Source organism: Bacillus sp. FSL W7-1085 (assembly GCF_038595035.1).
In the GTDB taxonomy this organism is placed as follows: domain Bacteria; phylum Bacillota; class Bacilli; order Bacillales; family Bacillaceae; genus Bacillus; species Bacillus altitudinis.
Map to the genome: position 1 here is coordinate 3,796,288 of NZ_CP152000.1, position 17,749 is coordinate 3,814,036.

General features: G+C 39.4%; 20 protein-coding genes. 3 read left to right on the top strand and 17 right to left on the bottom strand.

Annotated elements, in window-relative coordinates; genetic code table 11:
- Nucleotides 1-165 precede the first annotated feature (165 nt).
- The 5 genes from rpsR to MKY11_RS19670 form a co-directional block, all read right to left on the bottom strand.
- Nucleotides 166-405, bottom strand: a complete 240-nt coding sequence (rpsR, locus tag MKY11_RS19650; protein ID WP_008347556.1) for a 30S ribosomal protein S18 — start codon at nucleotides 403-405, stop codon at nucleotides 166-168.
- Between the two features lie 41 nt (nucleotides 406-446).
- Nucleotides 447-989 carry a single-stranded DNA-binding protein SsbA gene (ssbA, locus tag MKY11_RS19655; protein WP_007497456.1) on the bottom strand — a complete coding sequence of 181 codons (543 nt, stop codon included), beginning with the start codon at nucleotides 987-989 and terminating at the stop codon, nucleotides 447-449.
- A 36-nt stretch (nucleotides 990-1,025) separates the two neighbouring features.
- Nucleotides 1,026-1,313, bottom strand: coding sequence for a 30S ribosomal protein S6 (gene rpsF / locus MKY11_RS19660; RefSeq protein WP_008347557.1), 288 nt, complete (start codon nucleotides 1,311-1,313; stop codon nucleotides 1,026-1,028).
- 108 nt (nucleotides 1,314-1,421) lie between these two features.
- A complete protein-coding gene (gene ychF / locus MKY11_RS19665; protein WP_007497458.1) occupies nucleotides 1,422-2,522 on the bottom strand; it encodes a redox-regulated ATPase YchF in 1,101 nt (366 codons plus the stop codon).
- Between the two features lie 215 nt (nucleotides 2,523-2,737).
- Entirely contained in the window at nucleotides 2,738-2,944 is a 207-nt protein-coding gene (locus MKY11_RS19670; protein WP_008347561.1) for a DUF951 domain-containing protein, read from the bottom strand.
- 294 nt (nucleotides 2,945-3,238) lie between these two features.
- Here MKY11_RS19670 and MKY11_RS19675 point away from each other — a divergent pair, with 294 nt between their 5' ends.
- Together MKY11_RS19675 and MKY11_RS19680 are read left to right on the top strand one after the other, a co-directional pair.
- The gene (locus MKY11_RS19675) at nucleotides 3,239-4,558 is read left to right on the top strand and encodes a hydrolase (protein WP_342501728.1); all 1,320 of its coding nucleotides are present in this window, start codon (nucleotides 3,239-3,241) and stop codon (nucleotides 4,556-4,558) included.
- A gap of 15 nt (nucleotides 4,559-4,573) precedes the next feature.
- On the top strand, nucleotides 4,574-4,984 hold the full coding sequence (locus MKY11_RS19680; RefSeq protein WP_007497462.1) for a hypothetical protein: 411 nt from the start codon (nucleotides 4,574-4,576) through the stop codon (nucleotides 4,982-4,984).
- Nucleotides 4,985-5,009: 25 nt separating this feature from the next.
- Here the strand turns inward: MKY11_RS19680 and MKY11_RS19685 are convergent, their stop codons facing one another.
- On the bottom strand, nucleotides 5,010-6,065 hold the full coding sequence (locus tag MKY11_RS19685; RefSeq protein WP_342501729.1) for a hypothetical protein: 1,056 nt from the start codon (nucleotides 6,063-6,065) through the stop codon (nucleotides 5,010-5,012).
- 72 nt (nucleotides 6,066-6,137) lie between these two features.
- On the opposite strand from MKY11_RS19685, the gene yyaC reads away from it, so the two are divergent.
- Nucleotides 6,138-6,764 carry a spore protease YyaC gene (yyaC, locus tag MKY11_RS19690; RefSeq protein ID WP_135009457.1) on the top strand — a complete coding sequence of 209 codons (627 nt, stop codon included), beginning with the start codon at nucleotides 6,138-6,140 and terminating at the stop codon, nucleotides 6,762-6,764.
- Between the two features lie 25 nt (nucleotides 6,765-6,789).
- Here the strand turns inward: yyaC and MKY11_RS19695 are convergent, their stop codons facing one another.
- From MKY11_RS19695 to rpmH, 11 genes are all read right to left on the bottom strand, one after another.
- On the bottom strand, nucleotides 6,790-7,644 hold the full coding sequence (locus tag MKY11_RS19695) for a ParB/RepB/Spo0J family partition protein (RefSeq protein ID WP_017359871.1): 855 nt from the start codon (nucleotides 7,642-7,644) through the stop codon (nucleotides 6,790-6,792).
- Nucleotides 7,637-8,398, bottom strand: a complete 762-nt coding sequence (soj, locus tag MKY11_RS19700; protein WP_008360890.1) for a sporulation initiation inhibitor protein Soj — start codon at nucleotides 8,396-8,398, stop codon at nucleotides 7,637-7,639. Before soj ends, MKY11_RS19695 begins: the two co-directional genes overlap by 8 nt.
- A 235-nt stretch (nucleotides 8,399-8,633) precedes the next feature.
- Nucleotides 8,634-9,467 (bottom strand): YiiX/YebB-like N1pC/P60 family cysteine hydrolase, encoded by an 834-nt coding sequence (locus MKY11_RS19705; RefSeq protein WP_061420824.1) that lies wholly within the window; start codon nucleotides 9,465-9,467, stop codon nucleotides 8,634-8,636.
- A 128-nt stretch (nucleotides 9,468-9,595) separates the two neighbouring features.
- Nucleotides 9,596-10,471: a nucleoid occlusion protein gene (noc, locus tag MKY11_RS19710; RefSeq protein ID WP_024718432.1), complete on the bottom strand. Its 876-nt coding sequence runs from the start codon at nucleotides 10,469-10,471 to the stop codon at nucleotides 9,596-9,598.
- Between the two features lie 105 nt (nucleotides 10,472-10,576).
- Nucleotides 10,577-11,296, bottom strand: a complete 720-nt coding sequence (rsmG, locus tag MKY11_RS19715) for a 16S rRNA (guanine(527)-N(7))-methyltransferase RsmG (protein WP_007497477.1) — start codon at nucleotides 11,294-11,296, stop codon at nucleotides 10,577-10,579.
- Between the two features lie 13 nt (nucleotides 11,297-11,309).
- Nucleotides 11,310-13,196, bottom strand: a complete 1,887-nt coding sequence (mnmG, locus tag MKY11_RS19720; protein WP_039169033.1) for a tRNA uridine-5-carboxymethylaminomethyl(34) synthesis enzyme MnmG — start codon at nucleotides 13,194-13,196, stop codon at nucleotides 11,310-11,312.
- A 17-nt stretch (nucleotides 13,197-13,213) separates the two neighbouring features.
- Nucleotides 13,214-14,593 (bottom strand): tRNA uridine-5-carboxymethylaminomethyl(34) synthesis GTPase MnmE, encoded by a 1,380-nt coding sequence (gene mnmE / locus MKY11_RS19725; protein WP_041508098.1) that lies wholly within the window; start codon nucleotides 14,591-14,593, stop codon nucleotides 13,214-13,216.
- Nucleotides 14,594-14,995: 402 nt separating this feature from the next.
- Nucleotides 14,996-15,619 (bottom strand): RNA-binding cell elongation regulator Jag/EloR, encoded by a 624-nt coding sequence (gene jag / locus MKY11_RS19730; protein WP_113767277.1) that lies wholly within the window; start codon nucleotides 15,617-15,619, stop codon nucleotides 14,996-14,998.
- On the bottom strand, nucleotides 15,616-16,398 hold the full coding sequence (gene spoIIIJ / locus MKY11_RS19735; RefSeq protein ID WP_089374159.1) for a YidC family membrane integrase SpoIIIJ: 783 nt from the start codon (nucleotides 16,396-16,398) through the stop codon (nucleotides 15,616-15,618). The genes jag and spoIIIJ overlap by 4 nt, the downstream gene beginning before the upstream one ends.
- 158 nt (nucleotides 16,399-16,556) lie before the next feature.
- Complete coding sequence (gene rnpA / locus MKY11_RS19740) at nucleotides 16,557-16,916, bottom strand: ribonuclease P protein component (protein ID WP_008347592.1); 360 nt, start codon at nucleotides 16,914-16,916, stop codon at nucleotides 16,557-16,559.
- 78 nt (nucleotides 16,917-16,994) lie between these two features.
- Nucleotides 16,995-17,129, bottom strand: coding sequence for a 50S ribosomal protein L34 (gene rpmH / locus MKY11_RS19745; RefSeq protein ID WP_008360908.1), 135 nt, complete (start codon nucleotides 17,127-17,129; stop codon nucleotides 16,995-16,997).
- Nucleotides 17,130-17,749 lie beyond the last annotated feature (620 nt).

Here is a 17,749-nt window from a genome sequence, read left to right on the forward strand (position 1 = left end):
TACCAATATGACAGATTAACCTAGTATTTGTATAGAACAAACTGTCACGTTAACTCTCTTTTTACATACTTCCCCTAGTTAGACTGCCAGAAACGACTTTCTCATAAAAGTGAGACAAATAAAAAAAGCGAAGAGCTCAAGGCCCTTCGCTTTTAAGTCAACGACTTACTCACCAGTAACGTATGGAAGTAATGCCATTTGACGTGATTTTTTAATCGCTAATGTCAATTTACGTTGATACTTAGCGCTAGTTCCTGTTACACGACGAGGTAAAATTTTACCACGCTCAGAAACAAACTTTCTAAGAAGATCAACATCTTTGTAATCGATGTGCGTGATTCCGTTAGAAGTAAAGAAACATACTTTACGACGTTTCGCACGACCGCCTCTGCGTCCACCTGCCATTTGTTTTCACACCTTTCCTTTGGTCATTTTTTTCAGATCAATTAGAATGGCAAATCATCATCGGAGATGTCAATCGGTTTACCATCATTCGCAAATGGGTCATCATTGAAGCTATTTCCCTGATTACGATTTTGGTTGTTTTGATTGCCATATGGATTTTGACTTGGTTCATTTCCAAATGGATTCTGATCATTTTGGCTGCCGCCATAATACTGGCCTCCGCTATTGCCACCGCCGCTGTATCCACCTGAACCAGCACCGCCGCTTTTAGGCTCAAGAAATTGAACACTTTCAGCTTGAACTTCTGTCACGAAGACACGCTGTCCTTGCTGGTTTTCATAGTTTCTTGTCTGCAAGCGACCGTCTACACCGGCAAGACTTCCTTTTTTCAAGAAATTAGCCACGTTCTCGGCTTGTCTTCTCCAAGTAACACAGTTAATGAAATCGGCTTCACGCTCTCCAGATTGATTCGTAAACGTACGATTCACAGCTAGAGTAAACGTGGCTACAGCCGCACCATTAGGCGTGTAGCGAAGCTCAGGGTCTTTTGTTAGTCTTCCGACCAATACAACACGGTTTAGCATATTGAAAGACCACCTTTAAATATATATTTCAATGATTTATTCTTCTTCTTTAACAACAATGTGGCGAATGATATCGTCACTGATCTTAGCTAAGCGGTCAAATTCTTGAACTGCTGCAGCGTCAGATTGAACGTTTACGATTTGGTAGAAGCCTTCACGGAAATCGTTGATTTCGTATGCAAGACGACGTTTACCCCAATCCTTTGTTCCAGTGATCTCCGCACCGTTAGAAGTTAACACGTTATTAAAACGGTCGATAACTGCTTTTTTAGCCTCATCGTCAACTGTTGGGCGGATGATGTACATAACTTCGTACTTTCTCATCTGATTGCACCTCCTTTTGGTCTAAGCGGCCCTATACGGGCAAGGAGCAATAAATTATATTACTCACAATTGTATATTATAACAAATTACTTGGCCTATGACAAGAACCTATACGTTAAAACGGAAATGAATGACGTCTCCATCTTTCACTATATATTCTTTACCTTCTAAACGAACTTTTCCTGCTTCTTTTGCAGCAGACATACTTCCGCCAGCTAGTAAATCTTCATAAGCAACCGTTTCAGCACGAATAAATCCACGCTCGAAGTCCGTATGAATGATTCCAGCACATTCCGGCGCCTTCATTCCTTTTTTAAATGTCCAAGCACGTACTTCTTGCTCACCTGCTGTGAAATACGTAGCTAAGCCAAGAAGTGAATAAGACGCTTTGATCAACTGATCTAAACCTGATTCTTTGATGCCTAGCTCTTCAAGGAACATTTGCTTCTCTTCTCCTTCAAGCTCTGCAATTTCAGACTCAATCTTCGCACAAACGACGATGACTTCAGCGTTTTCGCCAGATGCAAACTCACGAATTTGCTGTACATATTCGTTTCCGTCCTGATCTGCTACTTCGTCCTCACTCACATTTGCTACATACAGAATAGGTTTTGACGTGAGTAAATGAAGCTGCTTCACAAGCTTCTGCTGCTCATCTGTAAATTCAACCGATCTTGCAGATTTTCCAGCTTCAAATGCGTCCTTCAGCTTTTCCAAAATATCAAATTCAGCTACCGCTTCCTTATCTTTTTGTTTCGCAAGCTTACTCACACGAGTTAAACGCTTTTCAACCGTTTCTAGATCAGCCAAAATCAATTCTAAATTAATCGTTTCAATATCTGACACTGGGTCAACCTTACCTGACACATGTGTAATGTTATCATCAGCAAAAGCTCTCACCACGTGACAGATCGCATCTACTTGACGAATATGAGAAAGGAATTTATTTCCTAAACCTTCTCCTTTAGATGCACCTTTCACAATACCAGCAATATCAGTGAATTCGAAAGCAGTCGGAACTGTCTTTTTTGGCTGCACTAATTCTGTTAGTTTTTGCAAACGCTCGTCTGGAACTTCTACAATTCCGACGTTTGGATCAATGGTACAGAACGGATAGTTAGCAGACTCCGCTCCAGCCTGTGTAATTGCATTAAATAGCGTTGACTTCCCGACGTTAGGTAAGCCAACAATACCAGCTGTTAAAGCCATTCTTTCATCTCCTCTATATGAAACGTGCTCGTTATACTGCGTAATATGAACCTAGAGCAATTATAAGTAGGTTTACATGAAAAGACAAGCTAACCATCATGCATTTTCAATAGAAGAAACATTACCAAAAAGACTAAATCGGAGCTTTAAAATAAGAAATTGCATCTGTTTCTCTGAGCAAAAGACAAATTTCATCAAAAAAGCATGAGGCCTACTTAAGCAGTTGGCTCCTCATGCTTGACGAGAATTTTCTTCATTTTTCGTTCAAAATCTCTTCTTGGGATCATCACGCTGTGCCCACACCCTTCGCACTTAATACGAATATCCATGCCCAAACGAATGACTTTCCACCGATTGGCACCACATGGATGGGGTTTTTTCATTTCAACAACGTCATGTAACCCAAATGCTTTGTCTGCCATCAGCATTCACCTCTCTTGCTCACTTCATTAAATCTATTGTACAAAAAAACGCCGATGGAGAGCAATGCACAAAATAAAGAGGCGTTGTCATGTATCAATCCCGTTCTTTTTTATAGAAAAAACCCTTCTTTTAGATCATTTTATTTGTGACCAATAGTTACTTAAACTCCGCTTTTTTTCAATATTGTCACAAACACTGTAGGTCAAAAGGTTTTTATTGGTAGAACGCTGTGGTTTTTCCATATTTTTTGATTTATGATATCTGCATAAATGTTATGTGAGGGAGCAGGTACGATGGTCAATCGAAAGGATAGATTAACCGACAAAGATTATAAAATCATATCCGATCACGCTGGAAACGCAGAGAATTACCAGCAGAACCATACGATAGAAGTAGGTCAGCATACGCTCACTGTCAACGATTTTCTAAAAATAGATCATCAATTATATGGTTTAACGATGCAGCAGGAACAGTCAGATGAGTTCATTGTCGCATTTCACTGTCCTCAGCCAAAACAAATGACGGTGACATCGACACAAGATGTTCAAACGGCTACCCAATCATTGTTAAAAACGGATTATGCCTACCCCATTGAAAGAAAATCCTTAGCCGGAAAACAAGATCATGCCTTTTTTAAAGGGAAGGAATACATCGTGGACGTCTGTCAGAAGCACCCGAATGCAACCATCTATCTCACTGGACAAGCGCTTGCCGGTGCTGTTTGTGCTTACATTGCGACAGAACAGCCAGCTGTCAAAAAAGCCATCACATTCGATAGCCCAAATATATGGAGCAGCCTGGCACCTTCCATTCAGCAAAAAGCAGTAGAAGGAAAATACACCCATGTTCTCACAGAATATATTCAACCCAATCATTATGTAGGTTTACTCAATCGCCATGATCATGGAGTTGGACAAGTCAAGTACACCGTACCGCCCCGGGAGCAGGGATCGGTCCAAGAATCCATAAAATATAAACCAAGAGAAATTGACACCTTTTTAAGATCAGCTTTTGCATCGATGAATATAGAATGGAACGAATCATTTGATACAAATGCATTTTTAGCTCTCGTTTCAGGAGAATTTAAAGTAAATGGGTATTCATTCCATTCGAATGGAACCGCTCGTATTTTAGATGAACAGCTTGATCACAATACAAGTTTTACAGCGATGCTTTTACAAGAAATCCATTCAGGCCGTGCATATGCACAAAGCGGGCTTGAAATTATCATAAAATCCCATTTACTAAAAAATTCATCTTATGATCTACAAAGTATTATTGAACATGAAGTACACACTGTATTTGAGAAAATAGATGGAATTGATGATAGTGTAAAAGATGCCGTCCATCATGTAAAACAAGAACTGAAAGGACTTGTCGGCTTTGGTCACTATGATTTATTAACCCATAGCGATGTAGAAGCACTGTTAGAGGAAGTAAGGATGGAGCAGCCGCAATCATCCTTTTATTCTCATGAAAAACAACTGAATGCCTTGTACACCTTGAGAGACTACGAACAAGAACTTTCCACCCTTTCAAGACATATGTACACAATGGGTGATGACTATGCCAAGGCAGATAGACGCCTTGCGATGCAAATGGGTATTCGTTAAGAAAGGAGCCGCCATATGATCAATCAAAATAAACCTCCTAGTGACGCCCAGCGTTTCTTGCAAAATGTGAGTGCCCGCCGCTCCATGTCTGTATTCGAAAGTCAATCTGCACCACAAACACAATCGCAATCACCTGAAGAAATTGCCGCTATTCAGGCCATGCGCAGAGAAGGACAACGAAAAGATTTAAAGCGATTGCTGAAAATGCGGCTTCACGATGAATTGGCAAACACACGCATGCACTTGGAGTACCAATTGTCCAAAACAGAAGACATGATGAACCAGACAACCATTGTCAAACAGCATGTATCCCAGCATTTAAAGGGACAAGCCATCTCAGAAATAGAGGAACGCATGCAGCGTCTCCAGCACATGCCTGTATATGACGATATCAAGGAAGCGATTGATTCCATTCGGATAAAATAAGCACTTCTCTTTGAAAGAGAGGTGTTTATTTTATTTTATCAGTATAATTTTTAGAACGGAAAAATATCTTTTTACTTAAAATCGGATACAGCATTAAACAGACAAGCAAATAAAGATTGAGCAAGCTGTAAATCGGATACAAGAAAGCAATCAAATCAGCAAATCCAAGAGAGGTTAAAGGTGCCATCAAAAGAAGCATGATGAATACAATGAACCAGCGGGGCATTCGTACAAAAGAGAGCATGCGGCTGGATAAACCAAATAATCCCGCAGCGGTTGTTGTATAAATCGCTAAACAAAGAACAATGGTCATAAACACAAACAATGATGTTGGTGCCCCCTCTAATACTGTAAACAAAGGAATCCCCTCTGCTGAAAGACTCCCAGAAATATCAACTAGTATTTCGTTATACACATAAGAAATGACACCAAAAATCAAACCGCTTAATATACTCGCAACCTTGGCCTCTCCAAGCCCCTTCATTTCTTTCCCCACTGAAGACAGCACCGCCACAACAGATAATATATTCAAAGAAGCAAAGACGATACTGGCAGGCCAATTGTATTGCTGGCCAAAATCAATTCTCCACATATGATCATGATTCATATAATAAAAAACAAACGCATAGATGAGCCCCGCCACCAAAATTGGTATAATGAAGGCATTCACAGATAAGAGACCTTTCACATCCCAGAAAAAAATCATAAATAAGAATAAACAAAATGCACCGATTCCAACCCAAAATGGCACATGATACATCTCAAGTGTCACCCCGCCACCGGCAATCATGACTGTTGTTGTCGTGAATAGATAAAGAACAATTAAAATATCATACACCTTGGCCAGCCAAGGACCTACAAGACGCTCTAACACCGGCACAAAATGATCGGCACGCACCTCATAACTGATTTTTAACACCACATAGGTAGACAGCATAAACATGAGCGTAAACAGTAGAATGGCTAGTCCGCTATCAAGGCCAAAAAACTGCCAAATTTCTTGACCGGAGGCATATCCCGCTCCTATCAAGCTTCCTAAAATTAAAAGCGTCCACCTTGAACCAGCCTTCCACACAATCATCACCTCATAGGTATAGAATTAAGCTTGTTTCCGTATACTGATACTAACTACTATGACAAGGAAGTGAGACCTATGAATAGCAAGAACGGTCTTTTTTTAAGAAATAGGGTGAAAGAATACGTGTCCCATACGGATACAAATGCCATTCAGCAGCTTAAAAGTATTTTATTCTCGCATCTCCAGAAAGCAGGAAAAAGACCCGTTGCCATCGTCTGCATAGGAACAGACCGCTCAACCGGTGACTCTCTAGGTCCACTTGTAGGAACAAAGCTTTCAAGTCTTGATTTAAAAAAGCTGCATGTATACGGCACTCTCTCTGACCCAGTGCATGCGGTCAATTTAAAGGAAAAGCTCGCTGAAATTGAACAAGCTCATAAACACCCATTTATCGTAGCCGTTGATGCCTGTTTAGGGAGAGTGAAAAGTGTAGGATCGTTTCAAATTGGAGAAGGACCGTTAAAGCCCGGTGCAGGTGTGCAAAAAGATCTACCAGAAGTAGGAAATATTCATATTAATGGAATCGTCAACGTGAGCGGTTTTATGGAATACTTCGTTCTCCAAAACACACGTCTTCATCTTGTAATGTCTATGGCCAATACACTTTCTGAAAGTCTATCCCACATTGATCAAATGGATTGGACGAGAGAAAAAAGCCGTTCTCTCTTTACCCCTATTCAAAATATCACGGGAAGAATATAAAAAAGACCATCTCATATCAAGATGGTCATTCCGATGATTCTCTCGTAGAAAGCAATTCAAGGATTCTTTCTAAATCTTCATTTGAGAGAAATTCAATCTCAATTTTCCCTTTTTTCTTCTGTTTCTTGATCGTCACTGAAGTACCAAAGTAATTTTGTAAGAAAGATTCTCTTTCTTTCAACATGCGATCCTTTGGTGCTTCTTTTTTCTTTGTTTCACGTGGAACATTTTCATTTAATTGCTGAACAAGTTTCTCAACCTGACGGACATTCAATCCTTCGTCCACGACCTTCTTTACCAATGGCGCCAGCTTCTTTTTGTTTTTCAAACTAAGCAGCGTGCGTCCATGTCCCATGGATAATGTTCCATCCGCAATCAGCTTTTGTACTTCATCCGGTAATGTTAATAGACGAAGGTGGTTCGCAATATGCGGTCTACTTTTTCCTAACCGCTTGGCTAATTCCTCTTGAGTCACACTTAAGTGATCTAGTAAGGAGGCATAGGCTTCGGCTTCCTCTAATGGAGATAAATCCTCGCGCTGTAAGTTTTCTAAAAGAGCGATCTCCCTCATCAGTGTTTCTGAAAATTCCCTGACGATCGCAGGAATCGTTGTCAAACCAGCTTGTTGTGCTGCACGGAACCGGCGTTCTCCTGCGACAATGTCATATCCTTTAATCGATTTACGAACAATAATCGGCTGTAAAACACCATGCTGCTGAATCGATTCTTTGAGATCAGACAATGCATCATCATCAAACGTTTTCCTTGGCTGATAAGGGTTCGGCCGCAAATCCTTCAACTTAATTTCTTCGACAGTTTCTTCATTGGAATCCACATTGTTAAATAGCGCATTAATACCCTTTCCAAGACCTTTAGCCATTCGCATCCACTTCCTTTGCTAAGTCTAAATAGACATCTGCACCTCTTGAACGTGGATCATACAAGATAATAGGTTTCCCATGACTAGGCGCTTCACTTAGTCTCACATTTCTCGGAATCACGGTCTGATAGACTTTATCTCTAAAGTATTTTTTTACTTCTTCGATGACTTGGATTCCAAGGTTTGTTCTTGCATCCAGCATTGTCAGTAAGACACCTTCAATGGCAAGGTCGGTATTTAGATGTTTCTGCACAAGACGAACCGTATTCAACAATTGACTCAATCCTTCAAGCGCATAATATTCACACTGAACCGGTATTAAAACAGAATCGGATGCAGTTAACGCATTAATCGTCAGTAATCCGAGCGATGGCGGGCAGTCAATAATCATATAATCATAATTTTGCTTCACAGATTCAAGTGCTCTTTTCAACCTCACTTCACGTGAGATCGTAGGCACAAGCTCAATTTCTGCCCCTGCAAGCTGTATCGTCGCAGGAATGACATCAAGATTTTCGACCTCTGTCGTCTTAATCACATCAAGTACATCTGCATCGTCTACTAAAATATCGTACACGCACTTCTCTACGTCTGCCTTCTCAATCCCAATACCACTCGTGGCATTTCCCTGCGGATCAATATCAACTAACAACACTCGTTTTCCTATGTATGCTAAACACGCACCCAAATTAACAGAAGTTGTCGTCTTCCCAACGCCGCCCTTCTGGTTGGTAATCGCTATGATTTTCCCCACGATGTCACCCACTTTCAACTTAACAAGTTTCTCATTCATTCATACTTCCTATTCTATCAAAAAAAGTATGAAACGTTTGCTTTTTTTGTTCCCCCATTATAAATTCGTGAATGAATCTGTGTTTCCGTACATGAATAGATGCGTAAAAATACGCTTGAAAGATATATTAATATATCTTTTTAAAGAAAATAACGAGACAAAAAACCCCACTTTCATAAAAGTGAGGGAGATACAATCAAAAGTTTAGCCCGCCAATTTTTCGGCCTTCGCTTACAATGACTTTAGGTGTCACTGTTTTATAGTTCTTCTTTTTCAAAAACCCATAGGGTGCTTTAATGGTAAATGTGGCATGTCCAACAGCGTCCCCGGTTTTCGCGTAAGCCTGCCATACAATCTTTGAACAATAAGTAGGGTCCAAGGATTGAATAGACATAGTGATCGAATATCGAGCCTTCGGATGGTCTTTCACGTAATCGTGCGCCCAATCCCCAGCTAAATCTGCCTTTTCCTGATGATTAATTCGAATCACCTTTGTATTGGCACTATAGCGAAACCAGCTTTGAATGGAATCAATATTGGGATGCTGCCGGAACCCAGGAATGGATGCATAGCTTTTCTCATTAATGACGATGCCTGCATGACCAATTAAACCATTCAAAGCACCAGTGCTCGTCACCAATATATCCCCTTTTTGAGGCATAATATCGGTTCCAGGATACGGTTTACCAAAAAGATGGCGAATGGTATTCGGCCTTTCATCTGTTACCATTTCATCCTGTTTGTTTTGCCTTAAACCATAGTTCTCCAAATCATCATCAGCTGTGATCACATCGATCGCATCGTCCTGAGACGCTTGCTCTTGATTTAATTGTTGAACCGTTACATCTTTCGAAACCACACCTTGTTTCTTCAGAGTACTCAGTTCTTCTTTCGTAATCGTTTCTTCCGCTGAATGGGTCTCATGATTCGTTGACGTGCTCACAGCAAACACAGTCGTTTCATTTGAAAAAAGAGAAAAAGAGATTAGTAAATAACAGATAATAGCAAAAATAGTCTTTTTCATTTTCATCGGTTACATGTCACCTCCCTTCTACTATGAAAATCATATTTTACCAATTAATCAATAATAAGTAAATATCATGAATTGAAGGGAGAGAAAGACAAAAAAGCTGACGAGTAATGCTCATCAGCTTCTTTCTATTTAGGAATTCGAATCGTTAATTGGATATATTCCTCAAATTCTTCTTCCTCGGTATTTATTTTAAGTCCGCTGTCTTCTACCATGTGTAGAGACTGACGAATGGTATTCATCGCAATTCGCGTATCTCGGCTAAACGCCTTACGTTTCGGCTTCGGTTTGCGATCTGTTTTTTGTTCAAGCATCTTCACTACACGCTCTTCAGTCTGTTTCACATTCAGCTGCTTTTCGATGATTTCCTGCAACAGCGTGATCTGTAATTCTGGCAGCTTTAGAGGTACAAGTGAACGGGCATGTCTCTCTGAGATTTTTTTCTCCAAAATGGCTTGCTGTACCTCTTCAGGCAACTTTAAAAGTCTTAGTTTGTTTGCAACAGTCGATTGTCCCTTACCTAAACGCTGAGCAAGCGCTTCTTGCGTTAAATCATGAAGCTCTAAAAGACGGGCATAAGCATGAGCCTCTTCAATTGCAGACAGCTCTTCTCTTTGCAAATTTTCAATCAATGCCACAGATGCCGTTTCCGTATCAGTAAAATCTTTTATAATAGCGGGGATCTTCTCCCATTGAAGAGTTTGTACCGCTCTCCAACGTCTTTCGCCGGCGATCAGTTCATATTTTCCTTCTTCTTCTGTTGGTCTAACAACAATCGGTTGAATAATGCCATGGGTATGAATGGTTGTGGCCAGCTCTTGTATCTTTTCTTCTGAAAAAATGGTGCGTGGCTGAAAACGGTTAGGCATAATTGTGTCGACCGGGAGCTCCTGTATCTCTTCCTTTAATGTTTCATGCTCAGCAATCTCTGCCTCTATTTCGGTATCACGCTCAGGATGTTCTTTGTCACCAAGCCCGAAGAAGCGTGAGAGTGAATGCTTCATGAACCTACACCACCTTTAAAAACTACCTTTTTATAATTCTATTTTCTCATGTTTTTTCCTTCTGTAAAATCATAAATATTGAAGAAAAACCGACCTTTTACATGATCAACCCTCTATTGGTGATTTATTAGGTGTTCCTGGTTTTCTAGGATATTTTTTTGGTGTTTGTTTTTTCTTTTCAATGACAATGATGTTCCGTTCGCTTTCTTCTAAAGGAAGAACAAAGGAATGCTTTTCAACAACCTCTCCTCCGAGGACAGTGACGGCTTTTTTTCCTGCTTGCATCTCTTCATCTGCAGCAGATGCTTTTAATGCAACAAACAATCCTTCCTTTTTCACAAGAGGCAGGCATAGTTCGCTCAAGACAGATAAGCGCGCAACTGCTCTAGCGGTGACAAGGTCATAGCTTTCACGTTGATCTTTACGTTGCCCAAAGGTCTCCGCACGATCATGATAAAAAGTAGTATCTTGTAAGTTTAACCCTTTTGCTAACTCATTGAGAAACGTAATGCGTTTCTGGAGAGAATCAACAATGGTCACATGTAGATGAGGGAAACAAATTTTAAGAGGAATGCTTGGAAAACCAGCACCAGCTCCAATATCACAAATTGTTGTCACATTGTGAAAATCAATAAAAAATGCTGCTGATATCGAGTCATAAAAATGCTTTAAATATACTTCTTCCTTTTCTGTAATGGACGTTAAATTCATCTTCTCGTTCCATTCTACAAGCATATGGAAGTAAGTTTCAAATTGTTCAAGCTGCACTGGAGAAAGAGTGATCCCTTTCTCCTCTAGTGCTGCTGTAAATTGTTCAATGTTCATGCCGACATCCTTTCTACTCTGCTATCTTCGCAATACGTCCCTGCTCCAAATACACTAAAAGGATAGAAATATCAGCAGGGTTAACGCCTGAAATACGAGAAGCCTGTGCAACAGAAAGCGGTCGGACTTCTTTTAGCTTTTGCTTCGCTTCAGTTGCAATCCCTTTGATGGCATCATAATCGATTCGATCCGGAATCTTTTTGTTTTCCATCTTTTTCAGCTTTTCAACTTGTTGGAGCGACTTTTCAATATAACCTTCATATTTAATTTGAATCTCTACCTGTTCACACACATCAGCAGGAAGCGGTGTGTCAGCAGGAGCTAGTTTCACAACAGATTCGTAGTTCATCTCTGGACGCTTCATCAGATCACTTGCTCGAATACCGTCCTTCAATTCACTTCCACCAAGAGAACGGATATATTCCTGTGTCTCTGCTGTAGGTTTAATAATGACAGAATATAAACGTTTTTTCTCTGCTTCAATAGCCTCTTTTTTCTGTGTGAATGCTTGGAATCTCTCTTCAGAAATTAAACCAATGTTATATCCAAGTTCCGTTAATCTTAAATCAGCATTGTCATGACGCAGAAGTAAGCGGTACTCTGCACGAGAAGTTAAAAGACGGTAAGGTTCATTTGTACCCTTCGTGACAAGATCATCAATGAGAACACCGATATATGCATCAGATCGGCTTAAAATGACTTCTTCTTTACCCAATGCTTTTCTTCCTGCATTGATACCTGCCATAATTCCTTGACCTGCTGCTTCCTCATAACCAGAGGTACCATTAATTTGGCCAGCTGTATATAATCCAGAAATTTTCTTCGTCTCAAGTGTCGGCCACAATTGTGTAGGCACAATCGCATCATACTCAATGGCATAACCCGCTCGCATCATTTGTACATTTTCAAGCCCTGGAATGGTTGACAGCATTCGCTGCTGTACATCCTCTGGCAGACTTGTAGATAAACCTTGAACATACACTTCTTGCGTATTACGACCTTCTGGCTCTAAGAAAATTTGATGTCTCGGTTTATCATTAAAACGAACCACCTTATCTTCAATAGACGGGCAGTATCTAGGACCTGTTCCTTTAATCATACCTGAATACATAGGAGAACGGTGAAGATTCTCATCAATAATTTGATGAGTCTCTAAACTCGTGTATGTTAACCAGCATGGTAATTGATCTGTAATATATTCCACAGTTTCATAAGAAAACGCACGTGGTACATCGTCACCTGGTTGAATTTCTGTCTTACTATAATCAATCGAGTGGCTGTTTACTCGAGGTGGTGTCCCAGTTTTAAAGCGAACCAAATCGAATCCTAATTCTGCTAGATGATCCGATAATTTAATGGAAGGCTGCTGATTATTAGGACCGCTTGAATAAGAAAGATCCCCTAAAATAATGCGGCCTTTTAAGAAAGTACCAGTCGTTAGAACAACAGACTTCGCGCGATAATTTGCACCTGTTTGAGTCACAACACCTTTACATTCATCATCTTCTACAATTAAATGGTCTACCATCCCTTGCAGCATTGTTAGGTTTGGTTCATTTTCCATTGTTTTTTTCATTTCGTGCTGATATTGAAACTTATCTGCTTGCGCTCTTAACGCACGGACAGCAGGTCCTTTCCCAGTATTCAGCATACGCATTTGAATATGTGTCTTATCTATATTTCGTGCCATTTCTCCGCCTAGCGCATCAATTTCTCTGACGACAATCCCTTTAGCGGGACCTCCTACGGACGGATTACATGGCATAAAAGCAACCATATCGAGATTGATGGTCAATACAAGTGTTTTGGCGCCCTGTCTTGCAGAAGCAAGAGCAGCCTCAACACCAGCATGACCGGCACCGACGACGATTACATCATATTGGCCAGCTTCATAACCCATTTCTTTTGTTCCTCCCTTTACTTTCCTAAACAGAATTGAGAGAATAACTGATCGATTAAGCTTTCATGAACAGCATCCCCAATAATTTCACCTAGCTGCTCCCAGCAGCGTGTTAAATCTATTTGAACAATGTCGATCGGTACATCCATTTCAATTCCTTCTAGAGCATCTTCAATCGATTGTTTTGCTTCTTGAAGGAGCGCAATATGCCTAGTATTGCTCACATACGTTAAATCTCCACTTTCAATTGAGCCTGTGAAGAATAAAGATTGAATGGCCATTTCAAGCTCATCAATCCCTTTTTCTTGTAATAAAGATGTTGTAACAACCGGACGATCCTTCGCTAACTCTTTTACCTTTTCTACATCAAGTTTAGGCTCAAGATCTGTCTTATTGACAATCACAATAATATCCATACCTGAGACAGCCTCAAATAGCTTAATATCTTCCTCAGATAACTCTTCACTATAATTGAGCACAAGTAAAATCAGGTTAGCTTCTTTTAAGACCTGTCTTGATCGCTCGACCCCAATACGCTCAACAATGTCTTCAGTCTCACGTATACCCGCAGTATCTACTAAACGGAGCGGTACTCCTCTTACATTCACATATTCCTCGATGACATCTCTGGTTGTTCCAGGAATATCGGTCACAATCGCCTTTGTTTCCTGAACAAGACTATTTAATAAGGAAGACTTCCCAACATTTGGCCTTCCAATAATAACAGTAGATAAGCCCTCACGTAGGATTTTCCCCTGCTGTGAAGTCGTTAGAAGCGATTCAATTTCCTTTTTCACAGATGTCGCCTTTTCAACTAAGACTCGATGTGTCATTTCTTCAACATCGTCATACTCTGGATAATCAATATTCACTTCTACATGGGCAAGTGTCTCCAATATCTCACCACGAAGACGTTTAATCAAACCGGAGAGACGTCCCTCCATTTGAGTAATTGCGACATTCATCGCACGGTCAGTTTTTGCACGAATCAAGTCCATTACGGCTTCTGCTTGTGACAAGTCGATTCTTCCATTTAGGAAAGCACGTTTTGTAAACTCACCTGGCTCCGCTAATCTCGCTCCTTCTTTTAAAGCAAGCTGCAAGACTTTATTGACCGTGACAATTCCGCCATGGCAGTTGATCTCAATAACGTCTTCTCTCGTAAATGTTTTTGGCGCTCTTAATACAGACACCATGACCTCTTCTATCACTTGCTCGGTACTTGAATCTACAATATGACCATAATGAATTGTATGAGAATCCACTGATACAAGTTTTTTCTCCTTAGGCCCCTTATACATGCGATCAGCAATCTGAACTGCATCAGGCCCGCTTAAACGTATAATGGCAATTGCCCCTTCACCCATTGGTGTAGAAATTGCTGCAATTGTATCCACCGCTCATTCACCTCTTTCTCTATTCAATAGACAGTCTTATATCTATTAAATGGACGTTGCCCATCTCTATATCAAAAACGCTTAATCCAAAATTTAAAGATACCATAAATGCATGCGAAGCGAAAGTAGCCCACATTTAATTATCCACAGTTTTGCACCCTGTCTATTTTAACACTTAACTTATCCACATGTGAATAACGACGTTCTAAACTTGTCTTCACATCTTACACCTAAATCCAATAAATTAAAACGCCCTTCTCCCTTTGCAACTAAGGGAAAATGACGTTTTCGATCTAAATAACACACTAACTTTTTAGAAATAAAGGAGTAATCTACTATTAAAAGGCAATTTTTCAATAAAAAAAGACTAAAATCCAGCTTTGCTGAATCTTAGCCTTTCTGCTATTTTTTATACATCACCACAACATGACGCTTGGTGCCTGTATCTTCGGATGCCGTGGCAAGTTCTTTAGAAAATGCTGCAATCGTATCATGAACGACTTTTCGTTCATTCGAAGGCATCGGTTCTAAATGAACCTTTCTCTTCGTTTTTAAAACACGATTTGCCGTTTTGATTGCGTATTGTTCAAGTGCTTCTTGTCGTTTCTTCCTATAATCTCCAATATCAATTGTAATATGATGATACTGATCAGAATAACGATTAAACACTAACTGCACCAAGGTTTCTAAAGAGTACAATGTTTGTCCTCTTTTTCCAATCATTAATGAAGTTTTGTCTCCATTAATGTGAAAAGAGATCTTTTTCGTTTCTTTTTTCGAAACAATGTTTGCTTTAGGATCAATTGATTTAACAATTTTATCTAAATACTGTGTTGCTAATTTGAGCGCATCTCGCTTTTCTACTAACTTGACAACAGCTTGTCTTTTACCAAATAATCCTAAAAACCCTTTGTTTCCTTCATCTACTATTGTGATATCCACTTCTTCTTGTAGTAGTTGAATTTGTTTCAGTCCGGAATCTACTGCTTCTTCGACTGTGCGACCGACAGCAGTTATTTCCTTCATTTTTTGTTCCCGCCAGCTTTTTCTTTTGTATCAACTTTTACTTGAGGTGTTTTAATGACCAACGTTTGAATGATCATGAAAATGTTACCTACAACCCAGTACAGTGAAAGTGCCGCTGGGAAACTGATTGCAAATACAATGATCATAATCGGCATCACCCAAAGCATAATCGCCATTTGAGGGTTGTCCGAAGGATTTCCAGCCATCATTAGCTTCTGCTGTATAAAAGTAGCTACACCTGCAATAATCGGTAACAGGAATAATGGATCTGGACTGCCTAAGTCAAACCATAAGAAAGTATGTTTCTTGATTTCAGCTGTTCTCATGATCGCATGATAAAAACCAATTAAGATTGGCATTTGAATTAAAATTGGGAAACACCCTGCTAATGGATTTACACCATTCTTTTGGAAAAGAGCCATTGTTTCCTGTTGAAGCTGCTGCTGTGTTTTTTGATCTTTTGAACTATATTTTTCACGAAGCTTCTTTAGTTCTGGCTGAAGTGCTTGCATTGCTTTTGTACTTCTTAATTGTTTAATCATTAATGGTAAAATAAGCAAACGAATTAAAAGAGTTACAATAATAATCGCTACACCATAGTTTTCACCAGTTAAGTTTGCCATGTAAGTGATTAATTGAGATAGCGGGTATACAATGTAAGAATTCCAGAATCCCTTACTATCTGATGTGATTGGTTCATTGATTTGTGTACATCCTGCCAATAGAACCAACACGCCAATCAAGCTAAATATTAGTAATAATCGCCTTTTCAACAAGATTCCTCCCATTACTTCAAACTTTATTTAAGTTGGAATTGATTACGAAAGTGACTCACCTAATCAGTATGGTAACATTTTTTCATTACAAAGTGGTGGTTTCATTTTAATTCACTAGATGAAGGAAGCGCTTTTAAAAATTGATTCAACGAAAGTTTCTATTACGAAGACTTTTTCGGTTGTTGTTGATAAACAGCGGATTTTCTAAATAAATGCTGGAGAGACTTCTTTGTTTCTTCAAAGGTCAATTCGCTTGCTGGTTTTCGTGCGATAACAATGTAGTCTTTTTCTTGCTTTAGCTTATGACCTTCCTCTAAGAACACCTGACGGATCAATCGTTTAATCCGGTTTCTTATCACTGCATTACCTATCTTCTTACTGACAGACAATCCTAAACGCAGTTCTTCTTGATTTGGTTGGTCCAGCTGATAAATGACGAATTGGCGATTAGCCATTGATTGACCTTTTTTAAACACTGTTTGAAACTCTTCATTTTTTTTTAGCCTGTTTCGCTTCTTCATGTTTTCTTCCACTCCGATAAAAACTGACAGTTCATTTACGATTTTATGTAAAAAAGACCACTGACATTATTCAGTGGCCTAAGCTGATAATTTTTTTCTACCTTTGCTGCGGCGTCGCTTTAAAACTAGACGTCCGTTTTTAGAACTCATACGGCTGCGGAAGCCATGAACTTTACTACGCTTACGGTTATTTGGTTGAAACGTTCTTTTCATTTATGACACCTCCCTGAGGAATAGCTGTTTAAGACAGTCTAACTCATTATATTTGTGTAACCCATCGATTGTCAATATCAATGATAAAACTCTTATTATCAACCTTATAAGCATAACACAAGTTATCAAGTGAAGAAACCTTCTTTTTTAGTTTCCAGCATTTTATTCTTTTTTTCCTTCAAAAAAACCTTCAAAACAAGGTTGTGGATATTTTTCCGGCATATTTTGACTATCCACATCCATTATCGACATTTTTTTCACACAAATAACCTATGTGGATAATTATTTTTCAACAGGATGTAAAGTGTGTGGATAAGTTTGTGACACCCATTGCACCATCTTGTTTATTTTGATATTATATTTGTGTTTTAACTCTTAATTACTTATCTGGCCTATTTATCTTATCCACAATTTGTGGATAACCTGTGGAAAGTTATTACACAGCTTGTTGAATTGTTTATCCACAACCTGTGTAATTTGTCGAAAAGACGTTTTTCTACTATATTAATTGTTTTCAACAAAGTATGTGCACGAATGGTGATGACCATTTGCTCTTTTTCGTGTTCTATAACAGTTTGATACTGGTCATTTTAAAAAGAAAAGGAGGGGGGAGAAGCCTT

What these genes read in the sequence shown, in the direction of transcription:
- rpsR (WP_008347556.1), bottom strand. Translation starts at nt 405, where the DNA reads ATGGCAGGTGGACGCAGAGGCGGTCGTGCGAAACGTCGTAAAGTATGT.
- ssbA (WP_007497456.1), bottom strand. Translation starts at nt 989, where the DNA reads ATGCTAAACCGTGTTGTATTGGTCGGAAGACTAACAAAAGACCCTGAG.
- rpsF (WP_008347557.1), bottom strand. Translation starts at nt 1,313, where the DNA reads ATGAGAAAGTACGAAGTTATGTACATCATCCGCCCAACAGTTGACGAT.
- ychF (WP_007497458.1), bottom strand. Translation starts at nt 2,522, where the DNA reads ATGGCTTTAACAGCTGGTATTGTTGGCTTACCTAACGTCGGGAAGTCA.
- MKY11_RS19670 (WP_008347561.1), bottom strand. Translation starts at nt 2,944, where the DNA reads ATGGCAGACAAAGCATTTGGGTTACATGACGTTGTTGAAATGAAAAAA.
- MKY11_RS19675 (WP_342501728.1), top strand. Translation starts at nt 3,239, where the DNA reads ATGGTCAATCGAAAGGATAGATTAACCGACAAAGATTATAAAATCATA.
- MKY11_RS19680 (WP_007497462.1), top strand. Translation starts at nt 4,574, where the DNA reads ATGATCAATCAAAATAAACCTCCTAGTGACGCCCAGCGTTTCTTGCAA.
- MKY11_RS19685 (WP_342501729.1), bottom strand. Translation starts at nt 6,065, where the DNA reads ATGATTGTGTGGAAGGCTGGTTCAAGGTGGACGCTTTTAATTTTAGGA.
- yyaC (WP_135009457.1), top strand. Translation starts at nt 6,138, where the DNA reads ATGAATAGCAAGAACGGTCTTTTTTTAAGAAATAGGGTGAAAGAATAC.
- MKY11_RS19695 (WP_017359871.1), bottom strand. Translation starts at nt 7,644, where the DNA reads ATGGCTAAAGGTCTTGGAAAGGGTATTAATGCGCTATTTAACAATGTG.
- MKY11_RS19705 (WP_061420824.1), bottom strand. Translation starts at nt 9,467, where the DNA reads ATGAAAATGAAAAAGACTATTTTTGCTATTATCTGTTATTTACTAATC.
- noc (WP_024718432.1), bottom strand. Translation starts at nt 10,471, where the DNA reads ATGAAGCATTCACTCTCACGCTTCTTCGGGCTTGGTGACAAAGAACAT.
- rsmG (WP_007497477.1), bottom strand. Translation starts at nt 11,296, where the DNA reads ATGAACATTGAACAATTTACAGCAGCACTAGAGGAGAAAGGGATCACT.
- mnmG (WP_039169033.1), bottom strand. Translation starts at nt 13,196, where the DNA reads ATGGGTTATGAAGCTGGCCAATATGATGTAATCGTCGTCGGTGCCGGT.
- jag (WP_113767277.1), bottom strand. Translation starts at nt 15,619, where the DNA reads ATGAAGGAAATAACTGCTGTCGGTCGCACAGTCGAAGAAGCAGTAGAT.
- rnpA (WP_008347592.1), bottom strand. Translation starts at nt 16,916, where the DNA reads ATGAAGAAGCGAAACAGGCTAAAAAAAAATGAAGAGTTTCAAACAGTG.
- rpmH (WP_008360908.1), bottom strand. Translation starts at nt 17,129, where the DNA reads ATGAAAAGAACGTTTCAACCAAATAACCGTAAGCGTAGTAAAGTTCAT.